Genomic DNA, 12,297 nt, shown 5'->3' with positions numbered 1-12,297 from the left:
GCGCCCGCGCCCCCACGACCTGGTGGCCACGAGCGCCGAGTTCCTCGACGCGAGCTGGGCCAACGCGGCCGCGGGCAACTCGGTCCCGGTCGACCTGCAGTCAGTGCTGGGCACCGCTTCCTACTGGTCGATCGCCGAGCTGCGTGATCATGCACTGTCGAAAGACCTTGCCTGGTGGGCTTTTTCGTCATTCGCCACCGATGACGAGCTGACGCAGTTCCAGGAGGACGACGCGCTCGCGGGGGAGCAGGTCACCATCGGCACCGCCGAGGTGCCGCTCTATCGGGGCAACACCGAGCAGGCGATCGGCGACATCCGCGACTGGACGCGTGCCGGCAACCGCGTCCTCATCGTCACCGAGGGCCCCGGCCTCGGCAACCGCATCGGTGAGGTGCTGCGCGACCACGACGTGGTGTCCCGGCCCATCGGGGAGCTCGCGACCGGCTCCGTCGAGCTGGCGACGGGTGCGCTCGGCCACGGATTCACTTTGGCCGCAAGCGATTTCGTGCTCCTCACGGAGAGCGACCTCACCGGCGCGGCCACACACGGCGGCACGACCAAGGACATGCGCAAGATGCCGTCCCGGCGGCGCAACGTCGTCGACCCGCTGCAGCTGCACCCGGGCGACTTCGTGGTGCACGAGCAGCACGGCGTGGGCCGGTTCGCGAAGATGATGCAGCGCACGGTCGGCGGTGCGACGCGCGAATACCTCGTCATCGACTACGCCCCGGCCAAGAAGGGCCAGCCCGCCGACCAGCTCTATGTGCCGACCGACCAGCTCGACCAGGTCACGCGGTATGTCGGAGGCGAGCAGCCGTCACTCAACAGGATGGGCGGATCCGACTGGCAGACGACGAAATCCCGTGCCCGGCGCCACGTCCGGCAGATCGCGGCCGAGCTGATTCAGCTCTACTCCGCCCGGATGGCGACCGAGGGACACGCCTTCGGTCCCGACACCCCGTGGCAGCGCGAGTTGGAGGACGCGTTCGCGTTCGTCGAGACGCCCGATCAGGCCAGCAGCATCGACGAGGTCAAGGCCGACATGGAGAAGTCCGTGCCGATGGACCGGCTCGTCTGCGGTGACGTCGGCTACGGCAAGACCGAGATCGCCATACGCGCGGCATTCAAGGCGATCCAGGACGGCAAGCAGGTCGCCGTCCTGGTGCCGACCACGTTGCTGGTCAAGCAGCACTACCAGACCTTCACCGAGCGCTACGCCGGGTTCCCGGTCGTCGTCAAGGCGCTGTCCCGCTTCCAGTCCGACCGCGAGGCACGCGAGGTCATCGACGGATTGCGCACGGGCGCAGTCGATCTGGTGATCGGCACGCACCGGCTGCTGGGCAACGAGGTGAAATTCAAGGACCTCGGTCTGGCCGTCATCGACGAGGAGCAACGCTTCGGCGTCGAGCACAAGGAGCAGCTGAAGCAGATGCGCACGGCTGTCGATGTGCTCGCGATGTCGGCGACACCGATCCCGCGCACGCTCGAGATGGCCGTCACCGGCATCCGCGAGATGTCCACGTTGGCAACTCCTCCCGAGGAGCGACACCCCGTGCTGACCTTCGTCGGCGGCTACGAGGAGAAGCAGATCGCGGCCGCCATACGCCGGGAGCTGATGCGCGAGGGCCAGGTCTTCTTCGTCCACAACAAGGTCGGCACCATCGAGAAGGCCGCGTCGCGGCTGCGCGAGCTGGTGCCCGAGGCGCGCGTCGCGACCGCGCACGGCAAGATGTCCGAGCACCGCCTGGAGGACGTCGTCACGTCGTTCTGGGATCGGGAGTCCGACGTGCTGGTGTGCACCACGATCATCGAGACCGGGCTGGACATCTCCAACGCCAACACCCTCATCGTCGACCGCGCCGACCAGCTCGGCCTGTCCCAGCTGCACCAGTTGCGGGGCCGTGTCGGGCGCGGGCGGGAGCGTGCCTACTCCTACTTCCTCTTCCCGCCGGAGAAGCCGCTCACCGACACCGCACACGACCGGTTGCAGACGATCGCCAGCCATACCGACCTCGGCGCCGGGATGCAGGTGGCGATGAAGGACCTGGAGATCCGCGGCGCGGGCAACCTGCTCGGCGGCGAGCAGTCCGGGCACATCGCGGGCGTCGGGTTCGATCTCTACGTCCGGATGGTTGGCGAGGCCGTGGCCGACTTCCGCGGCGACGGCACCTCGAGCGCGCCCACCGAGGTCAAGATCGAGCTGCCGGTCGACGCGCACCTGCCGCACGACTACGTGCCGGGGGAGCGGTTGCGGCTGGAGGCCTACAAGAAGCTCGCCACCGTCGAGGACGAGGCCGGCCTGGGTGAGATCGAGGCCGAGCTGCGCGACCGCTACGGCGCCCCGCCGGAGCCGGTGCAGCACCTCTTCGAGGTCGCACGCCTGCGCGTCATCGCCCGGCAGGCCGGCATCGGCGACATCGCGGTGCAGGGCAAGATGATCCGCTTCGGGCCGGTCGACCTGCGCGAGAGCCAGCAGTTGCGGCTGGAGCGGATCTACAAGGGCACGATGGTCAAGCCCGCCATACATCAGATCCTGGTGCCGCAACCCAAGACCGCTCCCGTCGGTGGCAAGCCGCTGCGCAACACCGAGGTGTTGCGCTGGGCCGCGCAGTTGATCAAGGCAGTGTTGTTGGACGACATCGGTGCTGCCGCCGGTGCGGCTTCGTGAGTTGCGGCACCGGTGCACCCACACCGTCGGCGGCACAGGCGGTGCTGGCATGATGCTCGTGGTGTGGCATCGGTCCACGCCGCCAGGAGACCCACACCGAGAAAGGCCCACCCGCATGCCGAGCTTCCGTAGCGGTCGATTCGCACTGGGCGCCGCAGCGGCGCTGTGCACCCTCGCGCTGGCAGGGTGCGGGAGCAACGGAGTGATGCACGACGGCAGCAAGGCGCTCAGCTTCGACGGCCGGACGGTCAGCAACTCGCAGTTGCAGGACGCTGCGAAGGAGATCTCCACCTATGTCGGCGGGCCCGTCGAGCCCGGCGCGGTCGCCGGGCGACTGGCGATCGGCCCGCAGGTGGAGAAATACGCGGCCACCAAGAACCAGTCACCGATCAGTGACAGCCAGATCCAGGCGCAGAAGCCGAAGGTGCACCTGTCGAAGCTCGCACTCGAGGCACTCCGCGTCGACACGCTGATCACGTCACTGAACAACAACGGCAACATCGACAACGCCAGCCTGCAGAAGCTGACCGAGCAGAGCGACGTTTCGCTCAACCCGCGCTACGGATCCTGGGAGAAAGGCAAGGGCGTCGTCGCCGGCGACCACCCGTGGATCAAGCCGACCCCGAGCGCGGCGCCCGCGGCCCAGGGCCGGGGGCAAGGCCAGGGGTGAGCGACCCGACCGCTCTGCTGACCGTCCTGGTCACCAGCCCCCGGATGCCGGCCGGGCTGATGTCGCGCGATGCGTGGACCGCGGTCGAGCAGGCCGACCGGGTGCTGGCCGCTGATCTCGAGGATCCGCTGCCCGCTGCGATCACGGCGTCCGGTGTCGAGGTCGATGCGATGCCGGTCGAGTCAGCCACCGGAGCGGCCCGCGCGCTGGTCGAGGCCGCAGCCTCCGGGTCGGTGGTGTGGCTCGGCTCGCCCGATGCGGACCCGGGGCTGACCGACGCGTTGGCCGAGGAGCTGACCAGGCTCGACGAACCGCCACAGATCGAGGTGCTCGTCGGTTCGTGGGACCTGCCCGGTGCGCGACTGCTCGACGCCGTTGCGGTGATGGATGCGCTCCGCTCACCCGGCGGCTGCCCCTGGGACGCCGAGCAGACGCACGAGTCGCTTGCCAAATACCTCCTGGAGGAGGCCCACGAGACTGTCGAGGCGATCGAGACCGAGGACACGTCGCACGTGGCCGAGGAGCTCGGTGACGTGCTGCTGCAGGTGCTCTTCCATGCCCGCATCGCGGCCGACGAGGACCCCGGCTACACCGTCGATGACGTCGCAGGACTGTTGGTGGAGAAGCTGATTCGTCGTCACCCGCACGTTTTCGGCGACGGCGACGCCAGCACTCCGGACGAGGTCGAGCAGTCCTGGGAGCGGATCAAGGCCGCCGAGAAGACCGACCGTGACGAGGCAGACCTGCTCGCCGGCATCCCCGCGTCCCTGTCGACGCTGCTGACCGCCGAGAAGGTCCTGACGCGGGCGGACCGGCGCGGCATACAACTGACGTATGGCGAGAGCGGTGACCTCGGCGACCGGCTGCTCGCGGTCGTGGCAGAGGCCCGCGCCGAGGGCGAGTCGGCAGACGCCGTGCTGCGCACCGCGCTGCGCCGGATCGCCCGCCCGGACGTCACCGATGAGTGAGGACGCCCGCATGACCGACCCGGACCCCGATGCGGCACGCGAGGGCTGAATGGTCTACCTGCCCGCACACGACGAGGCGACCTCGGCGGAGGCGGTCGCCGCGCTCATCGCTGCCAATCGGCTGGCAACGCTGATCACGACAGACGGAAAGTCGTTGAGCGCCAACCACATTCCGCTGTTGCTCGAACGCGACGCGGAAGGTGACCGGCTCGTCGGGCACGTCGCGCGTGCCAACGATGTATGGCGCGAGGGGAACCACACCGGCGAGTCGCTCGCGGTCTTCACCGGCGCGGAGCACTACGTGTCGCCGACCTGGTATCCCTCCAAGCAGGAGCACCACAAGGTGGTGCCGACCTGGAACTACCTCGTGGCGCACATGTACGGCGAGCTCGTCATACACGACGACGTGCGGTGGACGAGGGGCGCGGTCGCGAAGCTGACCGGGGTGATGGAGCGCGGCCGGGAGGACGCCTGGCACATGGGGCAGGCGCCGGCCGACTATCTCGCGGAGAGGTTGGCGGACATCGTCGGCATCGAGTTGCGCATCTCGCGCATCGTCGGCAAGTTCAAGATCTCTGCCGCCCGCGACAGCGCCGATCGGGACGGTGCAGCGGACGGCATACAGGCGGAGTCGGGTGCGTCAGCGCTCGTCGATGCGATGCGGGCCGTGGACGATTCTCTCGGCGAGTAGCTGACGACTGTCGCGAGTTATTCGTGGGATCAACCCGGTCCCGGCGAGTAAGTCGCGACAGTAGCGAGTTGTTCGCGCCGGATCCAGCGTCGGACCCGCTGTCAGCCCTGCGGCACCGCAACGCCGTGATGCTGCAGCGCGAATTCGGTGACCCGCACCAATGCGGTCTTCGCCGACTCGCGGTCACGGGCGTCGACGCGGATCAGCGGGACGTGCGGCGGGATCGCGAGAGCTTCGGCGATCTCCTCCACCGGGTGCACCCGCGTTCCGTCGAACTGGTTGACCGCCACGATGAACGGCAGCTGCTTGGCCTCGAAGTAGTCGATGGCCGAGAACGCGTCGCCGAGTCGCGCGGTGTCGACGAGCACGATCGCGCCGATGGCACCGCGCACCAGGTCGTCCCACATGAACCAGAAGCGACGCTGACCCGGGGTCCCGAAGAGGTAGAGCACCAGGTCATCGGCCAGCGTGATGCGGCCGAAGTCCATCGCCACGGTGGTGGTGTTCTTGTTCGGCGTGGAGGTGAGGTTGTCGGTGCCTTCCGACAGCTGGGTGACGGTCGCCTCGGTGGTGAGGGGGACGATCTCGGAGACTGCCCCGACGAGGGTCGTCTTGCCGACTCCGAATCCACCGGCGACGACGATCTTCGTCGACGTCGTACGGCGGCTCGGGTCAGAGGTCGCGGAGTCCACGCAAGGTCCTTTCGATCAAGTTGATGCGCTCGGCACTCGAGGTGCTGTCGGTGAGGGTTTTCTGCAACTGCACATAGCCATGGGTGACCAGGTCACCCACGAGGACCCTGGCCACGCCGATGGCCAGGCCGGACCGGGCTGCGACCTCGGCGACCGACAGCCGTTCGGCCGCGCAGAGCCCCACGATCCGACTGCTCGGGTCGTGCGACGGCCAACGCCGGTCGCGGCCGGTGTCGGTGAGTTCGAGGGTTGCCTCCATCGGCACGTCGACCTGCGTGGTGGTGCGACCCGCAGTCAACGTGTAAGGCCGCACACCACTGGCGGCGGGCTCGCTGTCGGCGAGTCCGTGCCGGTCGTCGGGGTCGATGTCAGTCATGACCGGTCATCTCAGGCTCTCGGGGCCGCATCCACAGCACGTCCGACGCGTTCGACCATCATCGCCATCTCGTAGCCGATCTGGCCGATGTCGGCCGATGCCGCCGTCAGCACAGCCAGGTGCGATCCGTCCCCGACACTCATCAGCAGCACATAACCGTGCTGCATCTCGATGATCGACTGCAGCACCGCCCCGCCGTCGAAGAGTCCGGCAGCACCGGTCGCCAGGCTCGCCAGGCCGGAGGAGACCGCCGCCATCTGCTCGGCGCGGTCGACCGGCAGCTCGTTGTTGCGAGCGATCACCAGGCCGTCGACGGAGACCAGGACAGCGTGTGCCACGCCAGGGGTGTCCTGCACGAATCGCGTGACGAGCCAGTCGTATTGGCCATTCCCGTTCGTGGTCCCGCCAGCAGTCCCGCCGGTCATGGAGTAGTCGGTCACCATCGCCTCGATTCGTAGTCAGTGTCTGTGTCAGCGCCGCTGCCGGCGTTGTTCGCAGTGTTGTTGTCGGTGGCAGACGCCTCTCGCGCCCGCTCGACCCCTGCCTTGTAGCGGCTGAGCTTTGCGCGCAACTCCTCCGGGTCCCGGGTGGGTCGGCTCGGTTGCGCATTGCTCCCGGGTGTCTCGATGCTGCCGGGTACGACGAATCGTCCCGGCTCGCGACGCGGGAGAGCACCGTCGTCGCTGAAGTGTTCCTCGGTCGCCACGTGAGCGGCCTCCCATGCATGATCGGTCGGTTCGCTGGACCACGGTGCCCACTGTCCGCCGTCCGCGTCCAGCCAGCGTGAACTGATCTGTTGGAAGATCGGGGTGTCCTCCGGCGGCCGGGGCCTCGGCGGCGTGCTCGCCGGCATGGGCGGCGGTGCCGAGTCGGATGTCGAGTTCAGCGTGGATGCGGGCGTCGAGTCCGGTGTAGATGCCGGCCCTGACTGATCGGCCCAGGGGCCCTGCGTCGCTCCGGGACGGCGTTGCGGCAAACCGGACGACGTGCGCGCCTCCTGCTCGGCGGCAGCCGCCTGACGCGCGGAGAAGAACGCCGACGCCTGACCGGCGCGGTCCTTGGCAGGGCGCGACGTCTCGGCGACCGGAGACACCCACTCATCGCGCTGCTGCGGGCCGGAGTGGTCGGTGAAACTCGTCGCGCTACCCAGCGAGTCCGTGCCGGTCAGCGCCGTCACACCGGTCGCACCGGGGCGCCGGCGCGGCAACCCGGCGCTGGTCTGCTCGGTCGGGTCCGGCTCGGACACGGGCTCGGACGCCGAAGCGGGTGGGTATGCCGTCAGGGTCGCGGTCGCGACACCAGCGCCGACGCCTGCACCAGCCAGTGCCCCTGCTGCCGCTCCGGCCGCGGGCATCCCGGCGGTGTCGGCGGACGCATCCGCGGTGTCGCGGGACGTCTCGGGAGACTGCTCGAACAGCGTCTGCCGGGTGGTGACGTCGAGGTCCTCGACCGGCTGGTCCGAGAGAACGCTGACGGGGATGTGCACCGCAGCCACGGTGCCGCGGTTCAGCCGGGACCGCAGGCGGACCTCGATCTCGTGGTTCGCACTCAGCCGGGCGACCACGAACAGGCCCATGTGACGGGTTGTTTCGACACTGAACCGACCGCCGGCGAAGATGTTCTCGTTGAGCTCGGCCAGCTCGTCCTTGTCGATGCCGAGCCCGTGGTCCTCGATCTCCAGCAGCACGCCGCCGTCGATGGCACGGGTGCCGCTGACGCCGACCCGCGAGTCCGGCGGGGAGTAGGACAGCGCGTTGTCGACCAGCTCGGAGACGATGTGCACCAGGTCGCCGGCTGCGCTCGCGTCGACGATGTGCTCGGGCAGGCCGCCGACGTCCACACGCTGGTAGCCCTCCACCTCGGAGACGGCGGTGCCGATCACCTGGTCGAGAGGGAGCGACTCGCTCCGTCCACCGCGCGCGTCGTTACCCGCGAGCACCATCAGGCTCTGGCCGTTCCGGCGCATGCGGGCGGCCATGTGGTCCAGCCGGAAGAGGCTGTCCAGTCGTTTGGGGTCGTCCTCGGTGCGCTCCAACTGGTCCAGCAGGTTCAGCTGTTGGTTGACCAGCGAAGTGCTTCGACGGGACAGGGTCTCGAACATGTCGGTCATCTGCCGACGCAGCGTCGCCTGCTCCGAGGCCAGCCGGATCGCGCGGTTCTGCATGTCGTCGACGGCACGAGACAGCTGCCCGATCTCTTCCCGGCTGGTCAGGGCGATGCTCTGGATGCGGCCGACCCCTTGCCCGGACTGGACACGATCGATCGTTGCCGGCAGGTGCTTCTGGGCGATGTCCAGGGTGTCGCGACGCAGGCCGGTGATCGGTCGCACGAGCAGCCGCTGCGACAGCAGGACGACGATGATGCCGGTCAGCACCAGCAGCGCAATCACCAGCGCGACCTGCAGCAGGGCCGAGCGGCGTGCGTCGTCCGCCTGGGCGCTGACCCGTTGGGTCGCGACCTTCACAGCTGCCTTGTATGCCGGTCGGTATGACGACGTCACCGACTTGGTCACGCTCTTGAGCTGACTCAGGGTGCCGTCGGTGGAGAAGGTCAGTCGACTGACGGTGTCCGACTGCAGCGACGACACGTCCACACCCGGCAGATGCGCGGACTGCACACGTTCCAGTGCGTCGCGCTCACCGCCGACGTCGGCGGACAGCTGGATCCGTAGGGCGCTGCTCAGATCGGTGCCGGCCGACAGCTCGAGTCGCTGGTCGGCCAGGTGGCTCTGCGCGGTGACCAGGTCGTGCAGCGCGCTGAGGGTCGGGTCCGCGTGCGATGTGTCGAGGTCGTCCACGAAAGCGAGGACGTCGGAGCTGATGGCGCCCGGAGCGAGCGACGCGGCCGACTCGCTGGTGGCGTTGGTCGCCGAGTCGAGGTTCTTGCCGGTGTTGATCGCGTCTCGCAGCAGCGAGTGCTGCCGGTCGCTCAGCCCGGCGGAGCCCAGCGAGTTCGACAGCGTGTCCCGGGACTGGTGGAACCGGGCGCGTGCCGCACCCTCCGTCTTGCTGCTGGATTTCGGGTTCACCAGTTGCGCGGACAGGTCCTGGCTGCTGGCGAGGTAGTCGATCGCGGGTTCCAAGACCTGGTAGCGCTGCTCGGCCTGTGATGCCGCGCTGGCGTCGCTCCACGCCGAGCCGATGCGCACGCCGACCAGGACGGTGGCAAAAACCAGCGGCAGCGCCAGGCAGGCGATGACCTTGCGGCGGACCGACCAGTCGCTGGGCGGCCAGAAGGTCCGGGTGATCTCCTTCGGCGGCTCAGGGGTCGCGGGAGCCGTCGTCGCACCGCGGCGTGATTCGGGCATCGTGGTGGTGTTCTCTTCCAGATCGATGGCGTGGCAGCCGTGTTGCTGCTGCCGCACGGGTCTGTGCGCGGACAACCAGGTGTCCGGCACCGACGGGTGGTGGCGCCGACCGGCGCCGGCTGTCCTGCGGCGTCCGGCGGAACCGGTCACGCGCGGCGGGATGCTTGTCGGTGTTACCGCAACAGGATGCCGTATCCGGGCTGTTCGCGGAGCCGGATTGGCGCATTACGCCCCGCAGTTGGTGGTTCATTCTGACAGGTGGGCGGTCCGGCCTACCGTCGGGTATCGATTTGCGGGCGGACGAGCGAGCGGTCGAATTCGTCCGGTGAGTGGGTCGTCCCGGACCGAGCGGTGCTTCGGCGATAGTCTTGCGCGCAGAAACCGACGCGGGCGCCGTGCCTGCCGGACTCGAGACAACGCGCCAGGAGACTCACCAACGTGGCCACGATTGACGCCCTGCTCGCCCGTGAAATCCTCGACTCCCGAGGCAACCCGACCGTCGAGGTCGAGGTCGCGCTCGATGACGGGACGGTCGGCCGAGCTGCTGTTCCCTCCGGTGCGAGCACCGGCCAGTTCGAGGCGGCGGAGCGTCGCGACGGTGACAAGAAGCGCTATGGCGGCAAGGGCGTCCAGGACGCTGTCGACGCCGTGGGTGAGGAGCTCGCGCCGCGTGTCCTCGGGTATGACGCCAGCGAGCAGCGCCTGGTCGACCAGGAGATGATCAGCGTCGACGGCACCGAGAACAAGAGCCGCGTCGGCGCCAACGCCATCCTCGGTGTCAGCCTCGCCGTCGCCCAGGCGGCCGCAGACTCGGCCGACCTGCCGCTCTTCCGCTACGTCGGCGGACCCAACGCCCACCTGCTGCCCGTGCCGATGATGAACATCCTCAACGGTGGCGCGCACGCCGACTCCAACGTCGACATCCAGGAGTTCATGATCGCGCCGATCGGCGCCGGCTCCTTCCGTGAGGCGCTGCGCTGGGGCGCCGAGGTCTACCACGCGTTGAAGAAGGTGCTGCACGACCGCAGCCTGTCGACCGGCCTCGGCGACGAGGGCGGCTTCGCCCCCAATCTCGAGTCCAACCGCGCCGCGCTCGACCTGATCCTCGACGCGATCAAGGCTGCCGGTTACACCCCCGGCAAGGACATCGCACTCGCGATGGACGCCGCCGCGAGCGAGTTCTACGAGGACGGCTCCTACGTCTTCGAGGGCACGAAGAAGTCGGCGGACGAGATGACCGCCTACTACGCCGACCTGGTCGCGTCATACCCGCTGGTCTCGATCGAGGACCCGCTGGACGAGGAGGACTGGGAGGGTTGGAAGACCCTCACCACCGAGCTCGGCGACAAGGTGCAGATCGTCGGCGATGACCTCTTCGTCACCAACCCGACTCGCCTCAGCCGTGGCATCGAGGGCGGCAACGCCAACGCCCTGCTGGTCAAGGTCAACCAGATCGGCACGCTGACCGAGGCGCTCGACGCGGTCACGCTCGCGCAGAGCAACGGCTTCCGCTGCATGATGAGCCATCGTTCCGGCGAGACCGAGGACACGGTGATCGCCGACCTCGCCGTCGCGACCAACTGCGGTCAGATCAAGACCGGTGCACCGGCTCGGTCCGACCGCGTCGCCAAATACAACCAGTTGCTGCGGATCGAGGAGGAGCTCGACGACGCTGCGGTCTACGCCGGCGCCGGTGCGTTCCCGCGGTTCAAGGCCTGACGGACACCGGCGGACAGAGCGACACAGACACAGCCACACAGACAGAGCGACAACGCAGCGAAAGGCCCACTTGTGACACGCGATTCGCGCAAGACACAGGCAGGTCGGTCGCGCGCGACGTCACGTCCGGCGACCGCACGCCGGCGGTCGGGCACTACGCGCAGCACGACGGTGCGCAGTGCGTCGTCCCGGCCGCAGGCGGGGCGCCCGGGCAAGGGTGGGGGCGGCGGCTCGCGTGCCGTTCGCAAGCAGCGGTCACCCAGGTCGATGCGGCGCCTGGCCGTGCTCGGCGCGCTCATCGTCTTCCTGGCGGTCGTGATCGCGCCGACGGTGCGGTCCTATGTGTCCGAGCGGCAGCACGTCTCGCGGCTGCAGGCGCAGGTGGCCGCACAGCAGGAGGACGTCGCATCGTTGAAGGAGACCAAGCGCAAGTGGAGCGACCCCAAGTATGTCGCCGCCCAGGCGGGGCAGCGGCTCGGTTTCGCCAAGCCGGGCAAGACCCTCACGGTCTACGTCACGGACGAGAAGACCAAGGCGGCCGCTGTGCAGAAGTCCCAGGAGAAGCAGACGTGGTACGGCACGCTGTGGAAGTCCGTGGTCGCCTCCGGTGAGCATTAAGACGAGCACTGAATCCAGCACTGATCCGTCGATGACCGAGACTCCTACCAACCCCGTCGATCCCGCCGACCTGGCGGCGGTCGAGCGTCAGCTCGGCCGATTGCCCCGTGGTGTGGTCGAGGTGGCGGCACGCTGTCCGTGCGGTTGCCCGGCCGTGGTGCGCACCCTGCCGCGGTTGCCGGACGGGACACCCTTCCCGACCAGTTTCTACGCGACCTGTCCGCGGCTGACCAGTGCGATCGGCACGCTGGAAGCGCAGGGCATGATGCGGGAGATGACCGAGCGGCTGGCGACCGACCCCGAGCTCGCTGCCGCATACCGCGGCGCGCACGAGGACTACCTGCGCCGTCGGTCCGATCTGGGTGAGGTTCCCGAGATCGACGGCATCTCCGCCGGCGGGATGCCCGATCGGGTCAAGTGCCTGCACGTGCTGGTCGCACACTCGATGGCCGTCGGTCCGGGCATCAACCCGCTGGGCGACGAGGCGCTCGCTGCCCTGCCGCAGTGGTGGACAGGCGGCTGCTGCACCATCAAGTCGGTCGAGTAGCGGCCGGAGGAGCGCAGCGGGGGAGGCCGCGTATCGAGACC

At 68.7% G+C, this 12,297-nt stretch carries 11 protein-coding genes; 7 read left to right on the top strand and 4 right to left on the bottom strand.

Going from position 1 to position 12,297, the window contains the following annotated elements; translation table 11 throughout:
* The 4 genes from mfd to ACSZL9_RS18680 form a co-directional block, all read left to right on the top strand.
* On the top strand, nt 1–2,668 hold a 2,668-nt coding region (gene mfd / locus ACSZL9_RS18695; protein ID WP_446667042.1), incomplete at its 5' end, for a transcription-repair coupling factor.
* Nucleotides 2,669–2,783: 115 nt separating this feature from the next.
* Nucleotides 2,784–3,338 carry a hypothetical protein gene (locus tag ACSZL9_RS18690; RefSeq protein WP_446667041.1) on the top strand — a complete coding sequence of 185 codons (555 nt, stop codon included), beginning with the start codon at nt 2,784–2,786 and terminating at the stop codon, nt 3,336–3,338.
* A complete protein-coding gene (locus tag ACSZL9_RS18685) occupies nt 3,335–4,306 on the top strand; it encodes a MazG family protein (RefSeq protein WP_446667040.1) in 972 nt (323 codons plus the stop codon). Before ACSZL9_RS18690 ends, ACSZL9_RS18685 begins: the two co-directional genes overlap by 4 nt.
* 49 nt (nt 4,307–4,355) lie before the next feature.
* The gene (locus ACSZL9_RS18680; RefSeq protein WP_446667039.1) at nt 4,356–4,997 is read left to right on the top strand and encodes an FMN-binding negative transcriptional regulator; all 642 of its coding nucleotides are present in this window, start codon (nt 4,356–4,358) and stop codon (nt 4,995–4,997) included.
* 101 nt (nt 4,998–5,098) lie between these two features.
* On the opposite strand, the gene ACSZL9_RS18675 is transcribed toward ACSZL9_RS18680, so the two are convergent.
* The 4 genes from ACSZL9_RS18675 to ACSZL9_RS18660 are packed head-to-tail and all read right to left on the bottom strand — an operon-like array spanning nt 5,099 to nt 9,522.
* Entirely contained in the window at nt 5,099–5,689 is a 591-nt protein-coding gene (locus ACSZL9_RS18675; RefSeq protein WP_446667038.1) for a GTP-binding protein, read from the bottom strand.
* On the bottom strand, nt 5,670–6,065 hold the full coding sequence (locus tag ACSZL9_RS18670) for a DUF742 domain-containing protein (RefSeq protein WP_446667037.1): 396 nt from the start codon (nt 6,063–6,065) through the stop codon (nt 5,670–5,672). The genes ACSZL9_RS18675 and ACSZL9_RS18670 overlap by 20 nt, the downstream gene beginning before the upstream one ends.
* 11 nt (nt 6,066–6,076) lie before the next feature.
* Entirely contained in the window at nt 6,077–6,505 is a 429-nt protein-coding gene (locus ACSZL9_RS18665; protein ID WP_446667036.1) for a roadblock/LC7 domain-containing protein, read from the bottom strand.
* Nucleotides 6,502–9,522 carry an ATP-binding protein gene (locus ACSZL9_RS18660; RefSeq protein WP_446667035.1) on the bottom strand — a complete coding sequence of 1,007 codons (3,021 nt, stop codon included), beginning with the start codon at nt 9,520–9,522 and terminating at the stop codon, nt 6,502–6,504. Before ACSZL9_RS18660 ends, ACSZL9_RS18665 begins: the two co-directional genes overlap by 4 nt.
* Nucleotides 9,523–9,810: 288 nt before the next feature.
* On the opposite strand from ACSZL9_RS18660, the gene eno reads away from it, so the two are divergent.
* The 3 genes from eno (at nt 9,811) to ACSZL9_RS18645 (ending at nt 12,256) form a co-directional block, all read left to right on the top strand.
* Complete coding sequence (gene eno, locus ACSZL9_RS18655; protein WP_446667034.1) at nt 9,811–11,091, top strand: phosphopyruvate hydratase; 1,281 nt, start codon at nt 9,811–9,813, stop codon at nt 11,089–11,091.
* Between the two features lie 72 nt (nt 11,092–11,163).
* Nucleotides 11,164–11,709: an FtsB family cell division protein gene (locus ACSZL9_RS18650; protein ID WP_446667033.1), complete on the top strand. Its 546-nt coding sequence runs from the start codon at nt 11,164–11,166 to the stop codon at nt 11,707–11,709.
* A 31-nt stretch (nt 11,710–11,740) separates the two neighbouring features.
* Nucleotides 11,741–12,256: a DUF501 domain-containing protein gene (locus tag ACSZL9_RS18645; RefSeq protein WP_446667032.1), complete on the top strand. Its 516-nt coding sequence runs from the start codon at nt 11,741–11,743 to the stop codon at nt 12,254–12,256.
* The last annotated feature ends 41 nt before the right edge of the window (nt 12,257–12,297 follow it).

This window comes from Flexivirga sp. B27 (assembly GCF_052905685.1).
This window is presented reverse-complemented; position numbering and strand designations above follow the sequence as displayed.